The sequence below is a fragment of the Chryseobacterium sp. HNCC26DJ240 genome, assembly GCF_057180485.1.
In genome coordinates this window covers 177,554-201,868 of record NZ_JBXUGK010000004.1, presented here as the reverse complement: position 1 = coordinate 201,868, position 24,315 = coordinate 177,554, and the positions used below count along the sequence as shown (strand labels likewise).

Annotated in this window: 24 protein-coding genes; 10 read left to right on the top strand and 14 right to left on the bottom strand. The window is 35.8% G+C overall.

Annotated elements, in window-relative coordinates; genetic code table 11:
- Nucleotides 1-90: 90 nt before the first annotated feature.
- The 4 genes from AC2A1G_RS09440 to AC2A1G_RS09425 all read right to left on the bottom strand — a co-directional run bounded on the left by AC2A1G_RS09440 (nt 91) and on the right by AC2A1G_RS09425 (nt 4,459).
- Complete coding sequence (locus AC2A1G_RS09440; protein ID WP_484046671.1) at nt 91-1,269, bottom strand: hypothetical protein; 1,179 nt, start codon at nt 1,267-1,269, stop codon at nt 91-93.
- Complete coding sequence (gene glf, locus AC2A1G_RS09435; RefSeq protein WP_484046670.1) at nt 1,259-2,362, bottom strand: UDP-galactopyranose mutase; 1,104 nt, start codon at nt 2,360-2,362, stop codon at nt 1,259-1,261. Before glf ends, AC2A1G_RS09440 begins: the two co-directional genes overlap by 11 nt.
- Nucleotides 2,355-3,467: a glycosyltransferase family 1 protein gene (locus tag AC2A1G_RS09430; protein ID WP_484046669.1), complete on the bottom strand. Its 1,113-nt coding sequence runs from the start codon at nt 3,465-3,467 to the stop codon at nt 2,355-2,357. The genes glf and AC2A1G_RS09430 overlap by 8 nt, the downstream gene beginning before the upstream one ends.
- A gap of 566 nt (nt 3,468-4,033) precedes the next feature.
- The gene (locus AC2A1G_RS09425) at nt 4,034-4,459 is read right to left on the bottom strand and encodes a hypothetical protein (protein ID WP_484046668.1); all 426 of its coding nucleotides are present in this window, start codon (nt 4,457-4,459) and stop codon (nt 4,034-4,036) included.
- 232 nt (nt 4,460-4,691) lie between these two features.
- Between AC2A1G_RS09425 and AC2A1G_RS09420 the strand changes: the two genes are divergently transcribed.
- Nucleotides 4,692-5,876 carry a glycosyltransferase family 2 protein gene (locus AC2A1G_RS09420; protein WP_484046667.1) on the top strand — a complete coding sequence of 395 codons (1,185 nt, stop codon included), beginning with the start codon at nt 4,692-4,694 and terminating at the stop codon, nt 5,874-5,876.
- Here AC2A1G_RS09420 and AC2A1G_RS09415 read toward each other — a convergent pair.
- The 6 genes from AC2A1G_RS09415 to AC2A1G_RS09390 all read right to left on the bottom strand — a co-directional run bounded on the left by AC2A1G_RS09415 (nt 5,846) and on the right by AC2A1G_RS09390 (nt 10,805).
- On the bottom strand, nt 5,846-6,430 hold the full coding sequence (locus tag AC2A1G_RS09415) for a class I SAM-dependent DNA methyltransferase (RefSeq protein WP_484046666.1): 585 nt from the start codon (nt 6,428-6,430) through the stop codon (nt 5,846-5,848). The two genes, AC2A1G_RS09420 and AC2A1G_RS09415, sit on opposite strands and share 31 nt — an antisense overlap.
- A complete protein-coding gene (locus AC2A1G_RS09410) occupies nt 6,427-7,155 on the bottom strand; it encodes a PIG-L deacetylase family protein (protein WP_484046665.1) in 729 nt (242 codons plus the stop codon). Before AC2A1G_RS09410 ends, AC2A1G_RS09415 begins: the two co-directional genes overlap by 4 nt.
- A 3-nt stretch (nt 7,156-7,158) precedes the next feature.
- Nucleotides 7,159-8,337: an acyl-CoA dehydrogenase family protein gene (locus tag AC2A1G_RS09405; protein ID WP_484046664.1), complete on the bottom strand. Its 1,179-nt coding sequence runs from the start codon at nt 8,335-8,337 to the stop codon at nt 7,159-7,161.
- An 18-nt stretch (nt 8,338-8,355) separates the two neighbouring features.
- Nucleotides 8,356-9,450 carry a fatty acid desaturase family protein gene (locus AC2A1G_RS09400; protein WP_484046663.1) on the bottom strand — a complete coding sequence of 365 codons (1,095 nt, stop codon included), beginning with the start codon at nt 9,448-9,450 and terminating at the stop codon, nt 8,356-8,358.
- A 535-nt stretch (nt 9,451-9,985) separates the two neighbouring features.
- Nucleotides 9,986-10,387, bottom strand: coding sequence for an SdrD B-like domain-containing protein (locus AC2A1G_RS09395; RefSeq protein WP_484046662.1), 402 nt, complete (start codon nt 10,385-10,387; stop codon nt 9,986-9,988).
- 43 nt (nt 10,388-10,430) lie between these two features.
- The gene (locus AC2A1G_RS09390; RefSeq protein WP_484046661.1) at nt 10,431-10,805 is read right to left on the bottom strand and encodes a hypothetical protein; all 375 of its coding nucleotides are present in this window, start codon (nt 10,803-10,805) and stop codon (nt 10,431-10,433) included.
- Between the two features lie 87 nt (nt 10,806-10,892).
- Between AC2A1G_RS09390 and AC2A1G_RS09385 the strand changes: the two genes are divergently transcribed.
- The 9 genes from AC2A1G_RS09385 (at nt 10,893) to AC2A1G_RS09345 (ending at nt 18,884) form a co-directional block, all read left to right on the top strand.
- Entirely contained in the window at nt 10,893-11,261 is a 369-nt protein-coding gene (locus tag AC2A1G_RS09385; protein ID WP_484046660.1) for a prevent-host-death protein, read from the top strand.
- A gap of 835 nt (nt 11,262-12,096) precedes the next feature.
- Nucleotides 12,097-12,756: a TetR/AcrR family transcriptional regulator gene (locus tag AC2A1G_RS09380; protein ID WP_484046659.1), complete on the top strand. Its 660-nt coding sequence runs from the start codon at nt 12,097-12,099 to the stop codon at nt 12,754-12,756.
- Nucleotides 12,757-14,079, top strand: coding sequence for an ABC1 kinase family protein (locus tag AC2A1G_RS09375; protein ID WP_484046658.1), 1,323 nt, complete (start codon nt 12,757-12,759; stop codon nt 14,077-14,079).
- Nucleotides 14,080-14,235 (top strand): DUF2256 domain-containing protein, encoded by a 156-nt coding sequence (locus tag AC2A1G_RS09370; RefSeq protein WP_484046657.1) that lies wholly within the window; start codon nt 14,080-14,082, stop codon nt 14,233-14,235.
- Nucleotides 14,187-15,488, top strand: a complete 1,302-nt coding sequence (locus tag AC2A1G_RS09365) for a DASH family cryptochrome (protein ID WP_484046656.1) — start codon at nt 14,187-14,189, stop codon at nt 15,486-15,488. The genes AC2A1G_RS09370 and AC2A1G_RS09365 overlap by 49 nt, the downstream gene beginning before the upstream one ends.
- Nucleotides 15,476-16,954, top strand: a complete 1,479-nt coding sequence (locus AC2A1G_RS09360) for a cryptochrome/photolyase family protein (protein WP_484046655.1) — start codon at nt 15,476-15,478, stop codon at nt 16,952-16,954. Before AC2A1G_RS09365 ends, AC2A1G_RS09360 begins: the two co-directional genes overlap by 13 nt.
- The gene (locus tag AC2A1G_RS09355) at nt 16,954-17,235 is read left to right on the top strand and encodes a TIGR03643 family protein (RefSeq protein ID WP_484046654.1); all 282 of its coding nucleotides are present in this window, start codon (nt 16,954-16,956) and stop codon (nt 17,233-17,235) included. The genes AC2A1G_RS09360 and AC2A1G_RS09355 overlap by 1 nt, the downstream gene beginning before the upstream one ends.
- 95 nt (nt 17,236-17,330) lie before the next feature.
- On the top strand, nt 17,331-18,029 hold the full coding sequence (locus tag AC2A1G_RS09350) for an SDR family NAD(P)-dependent oxidoreductase (protein ID WP_484046653.1): 699 nt from the start codon (nt 17,331-17,333) through the stop codon (nt 18,027-18,029).
- Between the two features lie 207 nt (nt 18,030-18,236).
- Nucleotides 18,237-18,884, top strand: a complete 648-nt coding sequence (locus AC2A1G_RS09345; RefSeq protein WP_484046652.1) for a MarR family winged helix-turn-helix transcriptional regulator — start codon at nt 18,237-18,239, stop codon at nt 18,882-18,884.
- Between the two features lie 436 nt (nt 18,885-19,320).
- Here the strand turns inward: AC2A1G_RS09345 and AC2A1G_RS09340 are convergent, their stop codons facing one another.
- From AC2A1G_RS09340 to AC2A1G_RS09325, 4 genes are read right to left on the bottom strand one after another with little or no spacing between them, the layout of a single operon-like run.
- The gene (locus AC2A1G_RS09340) at nt 19,321-19,968 is read right to left on the bottom strand and encodes a response regulator (protein WP_484046651.1); all 648 of its coding nucleotides are present in this window, start codon (nt 19,966-19,968) and stop codon (nt 19,321-19,323) included.
- A complete protein-coding gene (locus AC2A1G_RS09335) occupies nt 19,965-20,699 on the bottom strand; it encodes a sensor histidine kinase (RefSeq protein ID WP_484046650.1) in 735 nt (244 codons plus the stop codon). The genes AC2A1G_RS09340 and AC2A1G_RS09335 overlap by 4 nt, the downstream gene beginning before the upstream one ends.
- Before the next feature lie 60 nt (nt 20,700-20,759).
- Nucleotides 20,760-22,853, bottom strand: coding sequence for a response regulator (locus AC2A1G_RS09330; protein WP_484046649.1), 2,094 nt, complete (start codon nt 22,851-22,853; stop codon nt 20,760-20,762).
- Between the two features lie 24 nt (nt 22,854-22,877).
- A complete protein-coding gene (locus tag AC2A1G_RS09325; protein WP_484046648.1) occupies nt 22,878-24,314 on the bottom strand; it encodes a hypothetical protein in 1,437 nt (478 codons plus the stop codon).
- Nucleotide 24,315: the final 1 nt, after the last annotated feature.

Sequence of the window (24,315 nt, the reverse complement as noted above, 5' to 3'; positions counted from 1 at the left end):
TTACGATGTTTTTATATATTTTTTAAACATTTTCTTAAATGCGTTTTCTTCTGTAAACTGTAAATATTTGACAAAACCGGTTCTGTCTTATCAGTTTGCAACCAGAATAGAATTTAGTTTTCTTTTAAATTCTGTAATGGCGTTAATGCTTTCTGAATCCGGCACTCTTCTTAAAGTTGAAGTATCAAATATATCCCAGATACCGCTGTGATGCCAGTCGCTGAGATCATCCCAGTCTGGCCGGTCAACTACCGGATAAAAACAGCAGCCCAAAAGTGGGAGCCCTGCCTTCAGAATAGACAGACATTCTTTAGTAATTGAGCGGATCCACTTTGCACGGTCTTCACCGGGATGGCTTGTTTCTGAAATCACAACAGGTCTTCCGTATCTCAGAAAAACAGATTCAAGCAACTCGTGAAGTGGCCGGTATTGCGGATTTGGCGGAACTTCTGCCCAAGGCAAGAATTCATGGGTTTCATTGATCCATTGGTTGTTGTAATAAAAATTAACTCCAATGATATCCAGATATTCGGGTTTACCTCCCAATTCAGGACAGATTCTTCCTGACAAAATATCGTGCACCTGAAACTGCTCAAAATGCTTCTCTTCAGCAGATAAAGCAGAAAATGCATCAGCCTGATTATTGGATACAATGCTGATCAGAGGTTCTGTAACCATGATCCTTACAGAAGAATCTACAGCTTTCATCATTTCTATGCCTTCTATATAAGCTTTCATCAGCGCATATTTCACTTCCCAGCCGTGGCCAACGCAGTATGGTGAAGTTCCTCTCACATCACCGCCAAGCCATGAAATAAAACTCACCTCATTAATCGGAGTTATAATCAAATTTCCTTCAGGAACCAAACTGCGGTATCTGATGACAAATGCCTGACATAAACTACTGAATCTTCGGGCAAACATAGGATGAAGCGGCGTAAGATCGTCAGGATAACCAAAATGACAGATGTCCCAAATGATTTGAATATTTTTATTTTGCGAAATTTCAATCAATCTTTCCACTTCAGACCAGTTGTACTGATAAGGTTTTGTTTCCACGGCACTCCAACGGATTCCTTCACGCACTGTTTTCATTCCGAGTGACTTCAGGCGATCGTAGTCTTCCTCCAAATGAAACCCATGACCGGAAGTTTCATATAGATCTACTCTTTCTCCGAAAGTATTCTGATGGTCTGCACATTCAAATCCGCCCATCAGAAAACTGTTGAACGGATTTACATTGGAAGCAGGAAAATCATTACTGAACATACTCTTCCTTATTTTTTATTTTCCTGAACAGAGCAAGGGATTGTGCCACAACCTGATCCATATTGTAATACTTGTAAGTTCCCAAACGACCTGTGAAAAGTACGTTTGGATGCTCTTCCGCAAGTTTTTTATACTGATTGTAAATTTCCTGATTCTGCTTTCTGGGAATGGGATAATAAGGATCACCTTCTGCTGTCGGATATTCGTAAACTATGGTTGTTTTATCGTTTTTCTGTCCTGTCAAAAACTTAAATTCAGTAATTCTTGTGTATAGATTTGAAGTAGGAAAATTGACCGTTCCTGTAGCCTGATAATTGGTCTGATTTAAAGTTTCAAATTTGAAATCAATCGAACGGTATGGCAGCTTTCCGTAGCAGTAATCAAAATAACTGTCAATAGGTCCTGTATAAATTAGTTTTTTAAATGGAATCACATCCATAATATCCTGATAATCGGTCTGAAGCATGATGCTGATATTTTTGTGAGACAGCATTTTTTTAAACATTTCAGTATAACCATTTTTGGGCATTGCCTGAAAACTGTCTGTAAAATATCTGTCATCTTTATTCGTTCTTGTCGGGACACGGGCTGTCACTGAGGCATCAAGCTCAGAAGGATCAAGATCCCACTGTTTTTTGGTATAACCCTTAAAGAATTTTTCATAAAGTTCTTTTCCTACAACATTCAGTACTACATCTTCAGAGGTAAGAATGGGATTTCTTTTTTCTGCTTTTGAGGCAAGAAAATCTGTAACTTCATCTGAAGTAAGATCTTTACCGTACAATTCGTTGATTGTAGTCAGATTAATTGGTATCGGAACCAACTGGCCATCCACACTGCCCAAAACACGGTGTTCATAAGGTCTCCATTCTGTAAATTTCCCTAAATATTTAAATACGTCTTCGGAATTGGTATGAAAAATATGCGGCCCATATTTATGAATCAGAATTCCTTCCTCATTATAAAAATCATAGGCATTTCCGGCTATGTGATTGCGCTTGTCAACGATTAAGATTTTTTTTCCTTCCTCTGCAAGGCGTTCTGCCATCACTGCTCCGGCAAAACCGCATCCTACTATTAAAAAATCATACATGGTTGATCTGTTTTTGTTTATTTGTTATTTCGATTGTATTGATTAAAGTATTCATTTTTTCAAAAGTGTGATCCCATGATTCGTCTTCAAGGAAATGGTCTACGGTACGCAGCCAGTGATCTCTGTCTGGATCTGTCATAATCTTTTCTGCAGTGGAAATAAATGATTCTGCATCATCTACAATCTGTACCAATGCTGCATTTCCATACGGATTCACAACATCTTTAATTGCTGTGGAAATCACCGGCTTACCTGCAGCAAGATATTCAGGAGTTTTTGTTGGGCTGATGAATTCTGTAGATTCGTTCAGCGCAAACAATATCAAGGCAATATCCCAATGGGCAATGTATGCCGGAAGATCTGAATAGTTTTTTGATCCTAAATAATGAATATTTTCTGCACGTGGCAAATCATCGGGACTGATCTTTACAACCGGACCAATAATGACAAAATGCCAGTCCGGACGGCTAGCAGATACATTTCTCAGCAGTTCTATATCAAAGCGTTCATCTACAACTCCAAAAAAGCCTAATCTCGGAAAACCGATTCCTTTCTGATCTTCAGGTTCATCCTGACTGATTCTTGCTTTTCCAAAATGCTCTTTATCAATGCTGCTTGGCATTGCATGAATATTATGATGTCTGTATTTCTTGGCCTGATAGAGTGAATGACCGCCTGTAAAAACAACATCAGCCTTATCGAAAAGTTCCTGCTCTAATGATATAAGTTGTGGAGGAGCAAATTTGAATGCAGAAAGTTCGTCCATAGAATCATAAACAATCTTCTCAGGTGTGAGCTCGTCTGTGAACTGCAATGCCATTGGTGTATAATACCAGGTGATGTATTCATTTATATCATACTCATTCATTACTTGTAAAATCAGGTTTTGAGTTCTACGGTTGGTAAAATCGTCAAATCCTGAAATTATCAACTCTACGATGTAGACACCATCCTGCAAATTGACGGTATAACGGTCTGAGTCTCCGATTTTGGGCTCTTCAAAGTAAAAAACTTTATAGTATTTTGAAAATCTTGTAAGGAGGTGTTGTGGCCTTTGGTACACAAAGTTCCATGATAAATGACTAAAACATAGTAAATATTTCATAAATATATTTGATTTGATTATGTATTAACAATTTAAAGACCTAAAGTGAAGCAGCAGTATGATTGTAATCACAAGGAAATTGGTTTTAATGTTAATCAATTCGTTTTGAGTTGATTAAAATCGAAGTTGAAGTGTTTATTTTATAAAGTTTTTTACAAAATATTCATGGAGCGAAATTGTTTCAGATTAATAATATGAAAACAGTCGCCTTAAAATATTAACTTACTAAAAAGCAGAGAAGAATTATTCTGGTAAATAGTTTTGAAAACGGTTTAAAGACAATTGAGCTTTACATAAAGATATTAAGCTTAAAGCTCTTATCGTAGCAGTAGTTTCAATAATAACTGTTTTATGTCTTGACCCTGAGATCAGATATTTAACATTTTGGAAATGAGTTTTTAAAGTACAGTAAGATTTATTTTTAAATAAGTAAAAATTCAAATTTCATCTGGTACATTTTATCTCTAAAAAACTGATCAGTTCGATCCAGGTATATATTTTTAAGAGAAATTCTACCAGGTTATGTTCTATTTGTTTCGGATAGCGCTAAAGCTTCAATTTTAAAATTATAATTCACCTGTATATTCTCTGAACTTACGCTGGTTCCAACGTCTAAAAAAAACTTTTCCTTCCTCAAAACGGTAGAAATAAGTTTCTTTTTCTCTTTCATGAGGTCTGATCATTGTAAAACATTCTCCTTCGGGAAGTTCAATGATTTCATGTATCGTATTTGCAGGAACAAAGTGCGATGTACCTTCCTTTCTGTGTAGGATCTCAGAAGTGTAGGTTCCGTCTTCGTGAATCTCATAGATTCTTTCAACATAGCTTCCCTTCAAAATATGTGTCGTGAAACTGAAAGGATGGTCGTGAATATGCTCATTCTGATCTTTCTCGCTGAAGTGATGAATAACCGCATCAAAAGGCAAACCTTTAAGATGATGTTTCGTAAAGACGGCGTTCATTTTTTCACGTTTACTTTTTATATTTATCATAATTTTTTCAATTTAATCATTTAAAACTCCAACATTTTATTTAAATATTTTTAAAACTTCCGCCTTCCCGCTTTTTTGATGTTTATTGGTACCGGAATTGCAAATATCTTACTGAAATTCAACTTTTCAGGAAACTTACGGATTATTTTTCCAATTATAATTAAAGTCAAAAAATTCTTTTTAAAATGTTGTCTCATCTGAAGTTGAATATCTGATAACCATAAAGTAATATATGAAAAATCCTATAAAACAGTCTGACGAATCATTTTTTTCAGAAACCGATATTTTACCAAATGTAAAGTCGAGCATCGTAATTCCGGTGAAGGATGAAGAGAAATATATTTTAAAAACACTGGCTTCGTTTGCTGATCAGGTAGATATTTTCGGTGAATGCATCAATCCAGAACAATTCGAAATTCTGGTTCTAGCCAATAACTGTACAGATAATTCGGTGAATCTGATTCAGCAGTTTCAAAAAAAACATCCACATCTCAACATTTATTTAGAAGAAGTGAAACTTTTACCGGCGCAGGCAAATATCGGTTATGTAAGAAGAAAGCTGATGGAATCTGCGTTTTTAAGACTTTCAAAAAATGGTGGTGGCATTATTCTTACAACAGATGGGGACACCATGGTTGCTCCGGACTGGATTGCACAAACACTTCATGAAATTGAAAATGGTGCGGAAGCAGTTGGAGGAAGAATTTTATTATCAGATGAGGAACTTTCAGGATTGGATGAATTTACACTTTTACATCATTTCAGGGACGAAAAATATCATCTGCTGATTGCCGAACTTGAAGGAAAAATAATGAACGGAAGTTTTGATTGCAATCCGAGACATCACCAGCATTTTAACGGAAGCTTTGCGATTACTACAGACTGCTATTCCCGATCAGGCGGAGTTCCAGAAGTGAAGTATCTTGAAGACTGCGCTTTTTTTGAAAGGCTGGAAAGCGTGGATGCGAGAATCCGTCACAGCCACAAAGTGAAAGTACATACTTCCGCAAGGTGCGTAGGCCGTACAGAAGTTGGGCTTTCCTATCAGTTGAATGTCTGGAAAAATTTAGGAAACCATATTGAAGATTATTTTGTTGAATCCTCTGCATCCATCACTTACAGGCTTACTCAAAAACGAAATCTCATAACTTTATGGAATCTGAAAAGCCCAACAGAGTCAGATTTTCAAAAATCGATGAAAGAAATTGCCCCTGAAATTATTGTAAACAGCGAAATCTACATATCTTTTCTTCAGGAGCAATATTTTGGTGAATGGTATAAAAAGGTAATGCAGTTAAAAAGAATGACAGGCAGAAAAAGATTTCCACCTGTACATATTGATAACGCCATTAAAGATTTACAGAGTAAGTTACAGGAATTTTCGGGCTACGATCTTGCCCAGACATCAATTCTATAAGTTTCTGCACGGTCGGAAAAGACATTTTCCATTCTGTCTCTCAGTGATTCATTAAATGTATCATGAACCTCGTCACCGGTTTGTGGATAATCGTGGACTTCAGGTAACCAGTGCACCAACACGATATTTCCTTCTGACTTCAATTTGTCAAATAAGATTCCAATCGCAGACTGCCAGTCTTCCGGAGAAAGATAATAAGCAACCTCGGAAATCATGATCAAATCATATTGATCTTCGGGAAGTTCCTGCGGAAAACTCATTTTTTCGAAACTAACATTTTTTAAATTTTCACATCGTTTTTGAGCCATGTCCAAAGCTTTCTGTGAAACGTCTGTTGCCAATAGCTGAGTGCTTTTTTCTGCAAGCAACTGCGTCAGAACCCCGATGGAGCAACCAATTTCCAATACATTTTCATAGTGTTTTTTGGGAAGTGCTGCGATGGTAGCTGCGTATTTTTTGGCTTCGTACTCGCTTTTTTCAAAGTTCCATGGGTCTTCGTTGGCGTCATAGACTTTTTTGAAGTATTCTGAATCTAAAGATTGTTTTTCATTCATGATTTCGATATAAAAAAAGTTTCGTAGGGAACATTAAACTGACTGAGCATTTCCTGAGAAAGCTGAAATCCTTCGGGATCATCGCTAATCAAACCGTTAATCTGCGAGCGGTGTTGTGAAATAGCTTCCTGTTTCTGAGCAAGCACACTTCTGATATTTAAACGGAAAGGCATCGATTCATCCTGGGATGGTTCATCTCCTTCTGTCCCCAATTCTTTAAGCCAGATTGGATATTCATATATTTTTGCATTCGAAGTTTCCGAAGCGTTAATCAACTGAAAAGCTGCCTGATGATCAGGGTGCGGATCTCTCCGCCATGGAACGAAAATACTTTGCGGCTGAATCATTCCCATCACTTTTGAAATACTTTTTACGGCATTTTCAAATCCTTCATGATTGATTGATGGAACATTTCTGTCTCTATACCTGCAGAAAACAATATTTTCAGCCGGTACACCGAGAATTTCAGCTGCATCAAGCAATTCCTTTTCCCTTAAATTTCTCAGTTTTTCAGCTGGATATTCTTTACTGTTGGGATGGGATAAAGTACCGTCGCTAAGCAGGAGAATATAAACGTTTTGTCCAAATTTCCGCAGAAGTGAAATCACCCCGCCGCAACCTAAACTTTCATCATCTGCATGCGGAGCCACAATGAGCGTCGTTCCAAATCCAGTGACACACTGCTCCGGCGCTAATGGTATATTTTCAAAATTGTTTTGAATCATTTTCTATTTATTTAAATTTAAATTCCAGATTTCCCCTGAACTGATATCTGACTGTAAAATATATTTTCCAACATCTGCCAATACCGCATCAGGTGCAGGCTGACGAAGATAAGTGCTCAGATCACGGATGATTCGTTCAAAATGATAAGGTTTATTGAGGCCACGTGCGCCAACACATTTCTGACAAAGGTTAATTACTTCTGTGCAAATCTGTTCGATTGCAGTTCGCATCATATTGGCATACATGATAAAGTTTTCGCCTTCAGAAGCTGTCGGATTTTCCATATACCGGTCAAGATGTACAGCCGAAGCATTCAACCATTGATTTCCGGATTCTACGGCAATAGCCATTTGTCCCAAACGCATTTTCTGAAAAGGATCATCAGTTCTGAATAAACTTTTGAGATATTTTTTTGTTTCATCTAAAAGTTGCTCCGCCGCACCCAGCTGAACTGCCGCAAAACGTATCGCACCACCGCTGAAACCGGGCTGCTGATAATATTCACCTGCAGATCCCAGGAGATTAATTTTGGAAATTTGTGCTTTAGAGAATGTCATTTTAAAACTTCTGCTCGCTTTCATTCCCATCGGATCCCACCATGTTGAATCATTCGTTACGTTGATCTCATCCAGGGGAACCACACACATTTGCCATGATCCATCTTTTCTGGCAGCGGTTACAATCGGTCGAGAAACATAATCTGTTCCGGTTGCAAAGGTTTTTGAACCACTTAAATGAAAAGTATCTTTTTTTTCCTTGGTAAGAAATGTTCCATCCTGCGCCTGAGTATTCCAGACGCCGAAAAGCTTACCATCGAAAGCATCTTCAGCAAAATTCTTTTTTTGCCTATGCGTACCAAACTGGTTGATTAAAATCTGTGCATTGATATGACCTTCCAGCACCCTTCCCATCACAAGATTTCCCCTGCCAATGTTTTTCAGAATAGTAAGTAGGGCAAGATTGGTTCCGGATTTCAGACCTAAATTCTGTCCGCCATAATTTTTGGCAATGCTTGCCGTTAAAAGTTTTGCAGATTTTATTTTATCCAAAGTATCTTCGGGAAAGAATTTTACAGAATCTGTTTCTGCAGCTTCGACCTGTGATGAATCTCCTATCGTTTTGGCAGAACTGATTAATTCTGCCAAATCTGATTTGTGCTTTTTATTGTGTTTATTTTTCAAATTTAATTTTTATAAAAATCAATACTGGTGAACAGCGGCCTCTTTACCAAATCTTTTCAATGTGATAAAATGCGAACGCAATGCAGACAAAAAACTCTTGTTTTCGTTGTAAGGCAAATTGAATTCCAATGCTGTTTTTTTTACAATTACTGAAATTTCACCGTAATGAATGTGGCAAACTTTTGGAAACAAATGATGCTCAATCTGTCTGTTGAGTCCGCCGAGAAAAAAGGCTGCGATTTTATTGTGGGTGGCGAAATTTGCCGTTGTGCGCATCTGGTGCTCTGCCCAGGCTTCTTCGATATATCCTTTATCATCAGGAACCGGAAAATCTGTACCCTCAACCACATGTGCAAGCTGAAAAACAAGTCCCATCGTTAATCCTTCAGCAATATGCAAGAGTAAAAATCCTGTCAGAAACTGCCACCATGTGATATCTAAAACCAAAAGTGGTAAGATGATAAATAGAAAATAATACAATGCCTTATAAAAGAATAAATTAAAATACTCCAGTTTAGGGTGTTTGTTTTGATGAGAACCGATTTTTTTTTGGAAAAACTTAAGATAATCTTTACGGAAAACCCATGACAGCGAAGCAAGACTGTAAAGTGGAAATGCATACCAGTGCTGGAACCTCTGAATCGAATTTACTTCATCCTCCTCAGCAATTCTGATGAGTCCGGGTGCAACAATAATATCCTCATCATGACCTGGAATATTGGTGTAAGTATGATGAACTATATTGTGGGTAATACTCCAGACATAAGGATTCGCTCCGATCAGATTAAAAATAAAACCGAACATTTTATTTACTTTTTTATTTCCTGACAGCGAACCATGAATTGCGTCATGGCAAACATTGAAGCCCACAAAAGCACTGAACATTCCGAGTAAAACAGAAAGCGGAATCAGTGTCCACAGAGGCATTAACCCTGAAATTATAACCAAATAAATTCCGGTGAATCCTGTTAAAAAGAAAGCTGTTTTGCGCCACATTGGAGCATTTGCGTGCTGACTGAGCTGCTGCTGGCTGAAAAATAAATCCACCCTGCTTCTTACGGTAGCATAAAAACGGGAATTGGAAGATGATGAGAATTTGACTTTTTGTGACATAACCTATCGTATTTGATCAACTTTTCGCGAACAAACAGATGTGCTAAGATCATGCGTTGGAATAAGGAGAATATTAAGTATTCCGGCAAGATGCCAGATAGTATTTAACATAATACAATAATCATTCCCTCTTGTGGTTTGATAAAATCATTTCTATGTCATTAATATAATTCTCTTTTATTTGATTTCATATTGACAGCAAAAGTGATCTCATGATAGAAAATTTATCATATTTTATACTATCTACCGGAAAATATAGATATCCTTTAATTTTAAGTTCAAAGTAATTATCTAAAATATATTAGTTCAAACAATTTCAATCCATAAAGTTTTATTGAAAGTCTTTTTAATGGCAAAAAAAATGCTCCAGACAAGGAGCACTTTATAAAAAATCATCTGGTTTTAAAACGTGGTGACTGTTTTGACGATTATCAATATTGTCTGTCTTATTTCCAGTAACTCCAATTTACACCGTCGTAGACAGCAAGTGTATTCGAAGCAGTATCAAAAACAATTGTGCCCGAGATAGCGCCAATCAGCGCCGTGTGTGGTTAGGTACAGAAATATTCTTTTTTGTAAGAATTCCCATTTTTGCGAAACTTGCCGGCGTACCTAACGCTCCGGGTTTCACACACGGAAGTCTGTAAATACCAAAATCTTTATTCTGAACAGGAACGTTTCCTACCTGAATATTCATAATGTTGGAAGCCTGGCCATCACTATTACCCATCACCTGATAACCGGCAGGAAGAGTTAGATTAATTGAATAGTTACCTTGAATAATATTGTTAAATGCATAATAGCCGTTGACATCTGTGATCGCAGAAGAAACTGTATTTCCATTACTGCTATTAAGAATTACTGTAGCGTTTTGATATGAAATCCCATTGGGAACTCCACCGTTATTGTCAGTAAAAACAGTACCACTGATTGGCATTCTCAGATTGATTGATTCTGCATTATAAGCAGTAAAAGAAAGATCACTCTGCCCTGAAAATTCCTGAACAAACCTCTTTACAAGGCCAGCGTTGGTAACTGTGATACCTAGATCTGCCCAATCTAAAGTTAAAACACGTACATGGACGTTGCGATTTTGGATCAAGAGCCATCATGCAGTTTCTGACAATCGCTTTTTTGGCCAATCCGATTTTAAAACTGTTGTGTTCAAAACCGACTGCCCCTTTCAGGATCATTTCTGCTGCCTGCAGGAAATTTTCCCGTGTTGCATCTTTATCAACCAAAAAATCTTCTGCTACTTTTACGCGCCAAGGCTTGTGGGCAACTCCACCCAAAGCAATTCTGGCTTCTTTAATTCTACCATTTTCTAATGCTAAACCTGTAGCAACGGAAACCATCAACAATCTTCAATCAGTTCATAATAGCAACCGAGAGCTTAATTTCAGCGGCACATCATTTGTAAAATAAGATTTATTTAGAAAATTATGGAATATATAATTGAATTGGATACTCAGGATTCTGCTTCACACATTGCTTTTCACACTCTTATATTCAAACCTTTCAAAATTAACATTATTGAACGACATCAGGAAGCAAAAGGGTCACGAGGTAAAATTCTGGAAGTTATTTTCAAGATAAGAACATTAAGTGACAAACTCATCAAATGTAAAAACGGAAATGGCAGAGTAATTCTGTCAGATCACCAACTGATAAGCTACAGGAATTTCCATAAGCTTTTACATTCCTATGAATATCGCAGAAATCTTTTAGACCGTAAAGCTTTGGAGTTAAAATTCGTAGATTTTTTTTTAATGCTGGCTATATCAAATTTTGATTTGTGCGGAGGAAGATAAATTTTTAATCTTAAGAAAATAAAGTCCTATTGTATCTAAAAAAGGTCTCCAAATATTACGAGGCTATAAGATAGTATCAATTTTCAGTTGCAATTCTCCGAATTTATCTCACCTTTAGTAAAACCAAAATCAATTTGCCTTTCGATTCACTTAACATTTTTAAATATTAAAAATTTCACACATTTTAAAAGTGTTTCATTTTCATTTTAAAACAAAAAATAATAATTTAAAAACTTCGTTATAAAGCAACAAAGTTATTCAACTAAATATTTGAGCCGAATAAGAAAATAATTAGCTTCATAGTTTTTCTGAGTTTAACTATTTGAAGGTAAAGCTATATTAATTTACCTGCTACATCAGTAGACAGCATTCTTTTACTTAAAAAATAATCAATTCATTAAGTGTGTTCTTATGGTAAAATCTTTATGAGCTCATATTGTCAGAAATAAATAACCTTTGTTTTGATTAAACATCTCAATCTAGGGCTTCAAGGTCTGACAGATAATTGTTGGCAAAAGATTTTTCTGGTCATGAAGCTATGCAGATAAATTTTAGAAATGTTGAATATATCTTTTTTGTACTGATCAATTTTTTTGAGAAAATATGTTTCGTGGAGTCAGTATCATTTGTAAAATTTCAAATTACTAAACAGCAATGTCTTTTCAAATATACTTTAGTAGTAAGTCGTCAGATGTTATAACTTAAAAGTCTTTTGCAAAACATGCTGAATTGGCTTGTGATACGATATATGAATAATTATGATAAGTAAATAATATACTTTATTTAAAATTATAGTAAAATAAATTACTAAATTTGTTGATGTAAATTTTTAAATATGGAAAAAGAAAATCAGATAACAGAAGATAAAATATTTGAATTGTATGGCGATTACATTTTGAATCATGGCGAAAGACCAAAAAATATTTACAGATTCGCAAAAGACAATGAGTTCGAGGAAAAATACTTTTACGATTACTTTTCAAGCTTTGAACAGATTGAAAAATCAATGTTGGTCAATCTTTTGAATAAGTCTGTAGAATTGGCCTCGGAGGTTAACAATTCTGATGAAATAACTTCGAAAGAAAAACTTTTGAATGTCTATTTTATCTTTTTTGAAAATATGACGATGAACCGTTCTTTGGTTCTGATGATTTTAGGAAATGACAAATTACATTCAGCAAAGATTTCGAATCAGCTAAAAGAAACGCATAGGCAATTCATCAAAACCCTTGATTTTAACGATTGGGAAATGATTCAAAAAGCGAAAAATGATGTGAAAAATTTCCACGAAAAAGCACGTGAAGAAGCATTGTGGATTCATTTGGTTTCCGCTATTGAGTTTTGGAAAAAAGACACTTCTCCAGCCTTCGAAAAAACAGATATTTTCATTGAAAAAACTATTGATACCGGATTTGAACTGATGGATAATGAACCTTTGAGAAAAGTAGTTGATCTCGGGAAGTTTTTATTTAAAGAAAAATTTAAAAAGAATTAGATGAAGACACTCAATAAAATACCAACAGGAAAATTAGAACGAACCAGCAGTTTACTTAAAGCGGGTGCAAAAGTGGGCGTTAATTACATCAAATATTACGGAAATAAAATCACAAAGGATAAAGATGAGGACGAGGCAAGAAAAACTTTAAATGAAGATAATGCGACCGACATTTACGATTCTCTGAAAGAGCTGAAAGGCTCTGCCTTGAAAGTTGCCCAAATGTTGAGTATGGAGAAAAACATACTTCCGCAGGCTTATGTAGAAAAATTTTCCTTGTCACAATTTTCGGTTCCGCCACTTTCTGGAGCTTTGGTAAAGAAGACTTTCAGAAAATATTTTGGTAAAAATCCGGAAGATCTATTTGATGAATTTACGAATGAATCTGTTAATGCGGCGAGCATCGGACAGGTTCATAAAGCAAAGAAAGATGGTCAGAATTTTGCCGTTAAAATTCAATATCCAGGCGTGAGAGAAAGCATTTCTAGCGATTTGAAAATAGTAAAACCCATTGCTATGAAAATGTTTAACATCAAAAAAGAGGGTTCTGAATCTTACTTTCAGGAAGTGGAAAATAAATTGTTTGAAGAGACAGATTACGATTTGGAATTGAAGAGAAGTCAGGAAATTTCTGAAAAATGTGCTCATCTTCCTAATCTTGATTTTCCAAAATACTATCCGGAATATTCGTGCGAAAGAATTATCACGATGGATTGGATGAACGGAAAACATTTCTCAGAATTCACAAAATTAGATAATTCTCAGGAAGATTTGAACAAAATCGGACAGACACTTTGGGATTTCTATATGTACCAAATGCACGTTTTGAAGCAGGTTCACGCTGACCCGCATCCCGGAAATTTCTTGGTTTCGGATGATAAAAAATTGCTTGTGATTGACTTTGGATGCATCAAAGAAATTCCTAATGACTTCTACAAACCTTATTTTGAATTGGCTAAACGTGAGAATCTGAATAATCCTGATATTTTCAGAGAAAAACTATTCGAACTGGAGATTTTACGTTCGGATGATTCGCCTCAGGAACAGACGTTTTTTACCAAATTATTCTATGAACTGCTGGAATTGTTCACGAGACCTTTCAATGCAGAAGTTTTTGATTTTTCAGATGAATCTTTCTTTCAGGAAATTGCAGATTTGGGTCAGAGATACGCCAAACTCAGCGATATGAAAGGGATGAATACCAACAGGGGTTCGAAACATTTTATTTATTTAAACCGAACATTTTTTGGTCTGTATAATATGATGCACGATTTGAAAGCAAAAAATATCGTCATTAATCAATACAAAAATTTCATGCAATAAATGCCTGCCAATTTACCTTCAAAGACTTGTAAAGTCTGTGGATTACCGTTCAATTGGCGGAAAAAGTGGAAAAAAAATTGGAATGAAGTAAAATATTGCAGCGAAAAATGCCGGAAAAACAAAAAATCAATATCCTCTGGTTCGGCAATGATTTAAGAATCAGAGACAACGAGTCGCTTTTCAACGTGATGCAGGAAGATTTGCCTTTTCTTGCCGTGTACATTTTTGACGAAAGTTTTTTAAGTTCGACGCAATTTGGATTTAGGAAAATTGGAAAATTTCGGGCTAAATTTTTGTTGGAAACGGTTTTAGATTTAGAAAATAATTTAAAACAAAAGAACATTCCGTTTCTTAAAAAATTTGGACAAACTCAAGATATTTTCAAACAGATTTCTGAACATTTTGAAGTTGAAAAAATATTCTGTCAGAGAGAATGGACAAAGGAAGAAATTGAACTGGAGAATCAAATAAAACTAATTTTCCCAGATGTGAAATGGGTAAAATCTTATTCTCAACTTTTGCTTGAAACTCATTTTGTTAAGGAAAAATTAGATAAAATTCCTTTACTGTTCACAACATTCAGACAAAAAGTAGAGAAAGATTTTAAAATCAGAAATGAGTTTAATTCTGAACAATTGGCTTACAATAAGTCCAATTTAGATTTAAGAATAAACAGCGACGAAATTACATTACAGATTTTGGGTTTTGATGAATTTGAAATGCATCAATCCACGGCTTTTCCCTTTTCTGGTGGCGAAACGGTAGGATTGCAACGTTTGAATAATTATTTTTTTGAAACTAAAAATATCAGTCGCTATAAAGAAACAAGAAATGGTTTAATTGATGAAGATTACAGCAGCAAATTTTCTGCGTGGCTCGCCAACGGAAGTCTGTCTGCTGTATCTGTTTTCCACGAAATCAAGAAATATGAAACTGAATTTGGAAGCAATGAATCAACGTATTGGCTGGTCTTTGAGTTCCTTTGGCGTGACTTTTTTAAATATACTTCAATGCAATTTCGGGATAAAATATTTCATCGAAATGGAATTTTAGAACGGGATTATGAATTTAAATCTGATGAAAATTTAGTCAATCAGTGGATAAATGGCGAAACAGAGTCTGATTTTATCAATGCCAATATGCTGGAAATAAAAAACACAGGCTGGATGAGCAATCGCGGACGGCAAAATGTGGCTTCCTATTTTTGCAAAATGCTGAAACAGGATTGGAGAATTGGCGCTGCTTACTTTGAAGAAATGCTCATCGATTATGATGTTCACAGCAATTACGGAAACTGGATCTATCTCGCCGGAGTTGGAAATGACCCGAGAAGCAGAACTTTCAATGCGGAAAAACAGGCAGAACAATACGATTCAGACCACAAATTCAGAGATTTATGGGTAAAATAGAATCTTCAACGGCGCAATTGATATTTCCGCATCAGCTTTTTAAAGACACGGATTATCTGGATAAAAATCAATCTGTTTTCTTGGTTGAAGAATTTCTATTTTTTAAACAATACAAATTTCACAAACAGAAAATTGCGCTGCACAGAGCGAGTATGATGTTTTATGAGGAATATTTGACCAAAGCAAAATTCCAGGTAGAATATATTGAAAGCACTTCCCCACTTTCTGATATTCAAAATTTAATTAAACATTTAGAAAGAGAAAAATTTGAAAAAATTCTCATCACGGATGTTTGCGACAATTGGCTTGAAAAGAGAATTAAGGAAACGAAATTGGAATTAGAAATTCTTGAAAGTCCTTTATTCATCAATACTCGGGAAGATTTGAAAGAGTATTTTGAAGATAAAAAATCTTATCATCAAACCGATTTCTACAAGCAGCAGAGAATTTCCAGAAATATTCTGATGAAAGCCGGAAAACCAATCGGCGGAAAATGGACTTTCGATACAGAAAACCGAAAAAAATATCCTAAGAATAAGAAAGCGCCGTCCGTTCACTTTCCTGAAAACAGCAAATATTATGAGGAAGCAAAAATTTATACAGAGAAAAACTTCAATGAAAATTATGGCAATTTAACGTCATATCAACTCTATCCGGTCACTTTTGAGGAAGCAGAAAATTGGCTGAATCAGTTTCTGGAACTGCGGTTTGCCGATTTTGGAATTTATGAAGACAGCATCGTGGAGCGTGACCATTTTCTGCATCATAGTGTGCTTTCGCCATTGCTGAATATCGGACTTTTGACTGCGGAAAATGTCTTGAAAGAGGCGATTGATTATGCGGAAGAATATAAAATTCCGGTCAATTCTTTGGAAGGTTTTGTGCGTCAGATTTTGGGTTGGCGAGAATTTGTGAGAGGAATTTATCTCTATCAGGGAACGTATCAACGGAATAAAAATTACTGGAAACATCACAATCTGCTTCCCGAATCTTTTTATACGGGAAAGACTGAAATTAAGCCGATTGACAGCACGATTTTGAAAGTTTTAGAGACAGGTTATGCCCATCACATCGAGCGATTAATGATTTTTGCCAACTTTATGAATCTGCTGAAACTCAATCCAGATGACGTTTATCAATGGTTTATGGAGATGTTCATCGATTCTTATGATTGGGTGATGGTTCCGAATGTTTATGGGATGAGCAGCTTTTCTGACGGCGGAAAAATGAGTACAAAACCGTACATCAGCGGAAGCAATTACATTAAAAAAATGAGTGATTATGCCGATGGCGACTGGACGGAAAAATGGGATGCTCTCTTTTGGAATTTTGTGAATGACAACCGAGAATTTTTTAAAACAAATCCGAGATTGGGAATGATGTTACGAACTTTGGATAAAATGACGGACGAGAAAAAATCTGAACATTTTAAAATTGCAAAACGGACGATTAAAAATTTAAAATAATGGCGAAAGAATTTAATTTAATACAGACCGACCGCATCATCGAGATGGCTTGGGAAGACCGAACGCCGTTTGAAGCGATAGAATTTCAGTTTAAAATTACCGAATCTGAAGTGATTGAATTGATGAGAAGAGAATTGAAACCATCGAGTTTTCGGCTTTGGAGAAAAAGAGTGAATTCGGGAGTAAGCCAGAAACATCTGATGAAGAGAAATCCTGAAATTGAGCGGTTTAAATGTACCAGACAACGCACAATCAGTCATAATAAAATTTCTAAGCGGTGAAAAATGCCACGAATGCACGAACTTTTTTTTGAGAATAATATAAACAATTTAATTCGTGCATTTGTGGCAACAGAATATTCAACAAAAATTAAAATATGAAAAATATAGCCATCATCGGTTGTGGACAGGGAATTGGATTTGCTGCTGCAAAAAATTTGTCGGCGAATAATAACGTCATTGGAATTTCTAAAACTGAAAATCCTGAAGTTGAAAATTTAAATATTGAATTTCATTCGATGGATATTCTTTCTGGAAATCTGGACGAAATTAATTTTCCGGATGTAATTGACGGATTGGTTTATGCTCCGGGAAGTATTAATCTGAAACCTTTCAATCGACTTTCGGTTGATGATTTTCAAAATGATTTTGAAATTAATGTTTTGGGTGCGGTGAAAACAATTCAAAAATTATTGCCTAATCTAAAAAAATCGGAAAGTGCGTCGATTGTTTTGTTCAGTTCGGTGGCAACAAAGTTGGGAATGCCTTTCCACGCCTCGATTTCTGCGAGCAAAAGTGCTGTTGAGGGTTTAACGAAAAGTTTAGCGGCAGAATTATCTGCTCAGAAAATCAGAGTGAATGCAATTGCACCATCTTTAACGGATACCAATCTAGCTTCACAACTTCTCTCAACACCTGAAAAACGCGAAGCTTCCGGGAAAAGACATCCGTTGCAAAGAGTTGGAAATGCGGATGAAATCGGAAAAATGGTTGAGTTTTTATTATCGGAAAATTCAACTTGGATTACAGGACAAATCATCGGAATTGACGGTGGAATGGGCAGTGTGAAACTATAATTTTTAAAACCACAAAAGTCACAAAAGATTTTACTCTGTTTAAGTTTAGCAAAAGTTCCGAAAAGGAATTTGCTACGAAGTAAATCTCTTTTGTCCTTTAAGAAATGTCTTTTTACTATTTTTCTGTTATGACTTTTGTGGTTAATGATTTTTTTTAGTTGTAAATTCCCTCTAAAAACAAAAACTAATATCTTTACCAAAATAATTATGCAAACCGACTTTTTCATAGACTTGCTCCATCAAGTAAAAGAATTTGAACATTCTGGCGCCTGCAAACCCAACTCTACTGTTGATGATTTTCGGGTGTGGATGAATGATAAAAAATATGCTGAAGAAAGTCCGACCAAGCTTTTTAAAAATGAAAATCATCAGGTTTCATTTACTGAAAACGAAATTTGTAAACAAATCCTGTTATTGGGAAGATATTCTAAATTATTGATTAGAAAAGGTTTGGGAGAATTCCCAGAGTTAGCTAATGAGGAATTTACTTATTTGTATCGTTTGAAAGATGAACCATTTTTAACAAAAATTCAATTAATTGAAAAAAACGGACACGAAAAACAAACCGGAACTCAAATTATCAAAAGGCTCTTGGAAGCAGGATTTCTGGAAGAAAAAAATGATGAAGACGATAAGCGAAGTAAACGATTAAATCTGACCAAAAAAGGCGAGGAAATTTTCCACGCCTCGGTTGCTAATGTGAATTTAACCTCGAAAATTTTATCCGGAAAGCTTGAAAAAGATGAGAAGAATGAACTTCTGCGGATTTTGAAAAAACTGAATGAGTTTCATTCACATATTTATACTGAGTACAAAGGCGCAGATATTGGAGAGATTATCAAAGTTTTTGGATAAATTAATGAGCAGCTGATTTTTTAACTTTAATTACAAGATGGCGTCAAAAATAAACTTCTTCCATTACATTAGCATTTGATGGGATGTTTCCCAGAAAATTTCTATGCCGAATAAACTGACTGAATTAACATTAGAATAACAATTATTTAAATTATGCACATCGAAGCCTCGTTTGTTGAACTGCATCAACGAAGAAATCAAACCCATCATCACACCCTTCGATTGGTTTGCATCTGTAACGGATTTGCTAAGTGGATTTCGTCTACACCGTAGTTACTATTAGTAAATTATTTTTATCAACAACTTCCAGATTTTATCTTTTACCATACCGCTGAAAAATCTGATCTATTTTATTGTAAGAATGCAAACTTTTCCTGTCTGCAGCCGCAAAAGAAAATTCGATTTACATTATTGGTAATGAGCGGCATTAAAATATTTACTGGTTATATAACCTAAGAATCTCTACAAGTTCTGGTATAGACCGTATTTTAAGCTTTTCAAAAAGTCGGTTTTTATACGTGCTGATAGTAGATGAATGCAGATTAAACTGATTGGAAATTTCTTTTAGAGTAATACCTTCTGCAAGTTTTGTAGCAATTTGTAGTTCACGGTCTGAGAGCGTTTCAAAAGGAGAATTTTTTCCTGTGCCAGTTAATGATTCTACAAACATTGCCTCTTTTACGTTCTCACTAATATATCGACCCTTTGTGAGCATCGCATTTAAAGCTGCCTCGATTGTTTCTCCAGAACTTTGCTTGCTTAAATAACCGCCAGCTCCCATCTTTAGATATCGTAATGCATAGACTTCTTCATCCTGTGAGGAAAATAGAAGGATTTTCAGTTGAGGCTGGTGAATTTTAATGTAATCAATAGCCTCCTGTACAGTACCATTTGGCATATTTACGTCCATGATAGCCAAATCCAGCTCTTCTTTCTGAATTATTTTATACAGCGATTTATAATCTTCCACCTCCAGGATAATGGCTTCAGATCTGAGTCGTTTGATTGTCTGTATCAAACCCATCCGGACAATACCGTGATCATCTGCTACAACAATACGGGCATTTGGTTTCAAATCCTTCATGTATTAAAATTAGGTAAAAAAAGGGAGACAGTAGTTCCTTTACTTTCAGCCGACTGTATGTCAATATTTCCCCGCAGCAAGAATATGAAATTTTTTACAATTTTCAAACTTAGTCCTGCTCCTTTTTCGCCGGCGGTACCCTGAAATACAGGATTATCATAGCTGTAGATTGTGGTGAGGTATTTCTCACTAATTCCGGTTCCGGAATCAATCACAGAAAGTATGGTCTGATCTTCCTCTGAAATCACCTCAAAATATATTTCTTGTCCAGGTGATGAGTATTTTACTGCATTGTTGAAAATTTTATCTAGAACATATTCCAATAGTAATTTATCGCTTGTGATAAAAGAATTGTGATCTCCTTTAAAATAAAATTTAATGCTTTTCGCTTCCAGCTTAATAGCGTATTTCTCTTCCAGATGATGAAAAAGATCTGTCACCAAGATTTTCTCAGGTTTAACCTTAAAGTTTCCGTATTGCGTTTTTAACCATGCAGTACTATCCTGCACGGTCTGGAGATTCTTGCGGGCATCACTCTTAACCTGTGGCAACAGGTTGTAAAAATCCTGCTCACTTACAATCTTTTGCTCGAGGGATTCTAAAAGCCACAGAAAATTTCCAAACAATTCTTTCGAGTCATGAGACAATATTGATATCAGTCCGTTCTTAAAACTGATTTCGTTTTCCAGCTTTTCTATTTTTAACCGTAATTCATTGATAAGATCATCCATAAACTAATTATAATGGTAAATTTTCCACTTTAATGTTTTTTAACAATCTAAATATAGGATTTACTTTTTATCTATTTCATTACCTAACCATTTTCGGATCATATCTGACAGGGTTTGTTTCAACAATGGCTTAGCTAGAAAGTCCGACATTCCGCCCTGCATACATTTCTCCTTTTCTCCGGGAAGGCTGCCTGCTGTTAATGCAATAATAGGAATTTCAATATTTTTTTCCAGAGATCTTATTTGCTTTGTTGCATCAATGCCATTAAGCTGCGGCATCTGTATGTCCATTAAAATAAGATCGGGATTTTCTTTTTGGTATTGCTCAACTGCTTCAGTTCCATCTTTTGCCTCTATGATAAATGCCTGCGGAAGAATATCTTTTAAATAAGTTTTGGTAAGTAGCAAATTAACAGCATTGTCTTCAGCAATTAAAATTTTTATTTCCTGTAAATTCACTTCAGTCACCTTATTTTCTGCTTTTTTAGTCCCTTTCTTCTCAGAGGTCTTTAAAGCGGACAAAATCTGATACATCTGCTTCATACGAATCGGTTTGATCAAACGATTTTCAATTTCCAATTCGTCACATGCATATTGAAGCTCAGTGTCGTCAGAAGAACTATACAAAACGATATACGGAGCAACATCAGAAGTATCCGGAATCATATTTCTTATTTTTCTAATGGTTTCAAGTCCATCCATGACGGGCATATGATAATCCATAATAATCACATCGTAATCAGATCTTTCCATGATCAGAAGTAATGCCTTCAGGCCGCTGTCAGATTCCGTTACCTCTATATTTTTTCGTTCCAACATCCTTTTCAGGATTTTTCTGTTGTTTTCGTTATCATCAACGATCAGTACTTTGTTAATACCGCTCAGGCTTAGATCATATTCTTCCTCCTGCGTATCAAATTGCATATCGAAGTAAAAATCGCTCCCTCTTCCCTGGTCGCTTTCCACTTGTAAAACGCTGTCAAGAAGTGCTAAGATTTGATTAGATATTGCGAGCCCAAGACCTGTGCCCCCATATTTCTTACTGATGCTGCTGTCTACCTGCGAAAATGCTTCAAAAATTTCAGACTGCTTTTCCTTATTAATTCCAATTCCTGTATCGCGAACTCCAAAACGAATTTTCTTTTTTCCGTCTCCCAGATCATCTAATACCTTAACGTATAATACAATATCACCCTCCTCCGTAAATTTTAGAGCATTGCTCAAAAGATTGACAAATACCTGTTTTAAACGCATTGCATCAGTCCAAATATATGCAGGAATCGCAATGTCAATATCCAGGATCATTTCCAAATGCTTTTTGCTATTGTTGTAAGAAACAATATTAAAAGCTTCTGAAACCAGCTCCTCTATCTCAACTTTGTCAAGGTTCAGATCAAGTTTTTGTTTTTCAAGTTTTGAGAAATCCAGGATATCATTGATTATGGTATACAGGGATACGCCAGATTGGTTGATAATTTCCAAATACTGCCTTTGTGTCTCGTCGAGATCTGTTTCCAAAAGAAGTTCGGTAAAACCAATAATACCATTTAAAGGGGTTCTGATCTCATGACTCATGTTTGCTACAAATTCAGATTTCAGCGTATAAGCTTTTTCTGCAATCTCTTTCGCTTCCAATATCTCGACCTCCATTTTTTTTCGTTCGGTGATGTCATCTTTGGATGTTTCAAAAAGCACATCATCATTATTTAGAAACTGTTCCTTTTCTTTACTCAAAAAGCACTTTGACGCCTCCTTTAAAACCTTGTTGAGGATTTCTATTTCTGATTTACCCAGATTTCTATTTTCCCTGTCAAATAAATTTAAGTAAGCAATAAAATAGTCACCGGAATCCGGGATCAAAAAGCTCCTGTTAAATTCAAATTCTGCCATTTTATATTCATAGACAGAGGTCTCACCATCAGGATGAAAATGAGAATTCTGCGGATAAATCTGATTAGGAGAGGAATCACTGGTTGCGATAACATAAACCTTTTCTTCCGACACGATACTGATGCTGCAGTGTTCCGTATTGGTCATTTTTGCAGCTGTGTACACTAAAAAATCAAAAACATCAGCATATCTTGTTTCAAAAATTTTCAATTTATCAATTTCAAGTTGATTCGAAGAATCATCATTTCTGTTAAAGCTGTCCATAAAAAAAATTGAAAAAAGATATTATTAAATTGCCGTAAAGCTGTAATAAACATTGATGGAGTAAGTACTGTTCTCCTTTCCTACCAAACTCTGGGCATCCGCTGGAGATATGGTATATTTCACATTCAGTTGGCGGTCCAGAACTGGTGTGCCGTTAAAGAGAATTTTTTGTGGAGTTTTGGATAATGGTGCGTTTACAGAACTTCCATCGATCCCAATCTGCAATATATTTGAGTTGATGCTGGTTTGAAGGCCACCTTTCTTAAAATAATTTTCGTCTGATTTCACATAAAGTTCAAAACTTTCATTATTAGATAATGTAATTTGATTGGGAATTACCTGTGACTGACCATTTGTGTATAATGCTGCTGTATTAAAATTGAAATTTACATTTTTCCCTGAACTTGGGATTGTAATCTCCGACCTGGGAAGCACCTTCATTTGAACAGCTGTATTTTGAAGACTGTTAATTGAATTATCTGTACTTCTTGCATTAAGATTCAACTCAAATGTATACGTTCCAGCTTCAAAAAAATAGTTTTCAAAATCATCAGCTGAAATATACAGCTCTGGTGTAAAGCTGTTTCTGTTACCTGCTACAACATTTAAATTAGTTGCTGAAAAATTCTGAAAAGTGGAAGATAAAGCTTTTGTAGTGAGAGCAGATCCATTACTTCCCAATTTAATACTGGCAATATTTCTGGTTCCCGGAACGCCCTTGGAGGAAGTGAACTGAACCGTTGTGGAAGCTGCTTTTGCCCAAAAATTAAAATCTACAGTGTTTGCGAATTCTGTATTTCCCAAATCCCAAACTTTCGTGGCTGTTCCGCGGTAGTCATTCAAAGAAGATACTTCGATGTACTTCGTCAGAGAGTTTGTAAGCCAGCGTACCGATGAGGGAATGACTAACACTGTTTTAAAATTAATTGGCGTGAAATCATTATAATTCTGAGCAATATCCATAGAGTAATTCCCAGCCCGGAAGGCATTCGCAGAAAATTGTGCGGCAGGAATTTTAAATGTAAAATTAATATTACCCCTGTTGAATCCTCCTCCCAAAAACACGGAGCCCGGTGGTTCAAACCATTTTACAGGACTTTGACTAAAAGACTGAAAACCTGGTAAAGAACCAGAAACTCCTGTACCCGGCAACTGCCCTCCCATACTTTCCAATTGCCACGTAAGAATGCTGGCGGGTAAAGTTGCTGAAGAAGAAGGCATCGTAAAATTCTGCCCTGATGTAGAGGTAAATGTGGGAGCTACCGGTCCAAATCCCAAAAAGCCGTAGATCCAGTTTGTTCTGTTGGGGTTCGACATTACCCTTGTAGGCACTGACGTGAATTCTGTTCTGTTATAAATATTATTTTCAGGAATAGTCAGAAATATATCCTGAGCTTTCATGACTGATGATCCGAAGCACAGAGTTAAAATTCCCGTTAAAAAAAACCTCATCGTTTTCATA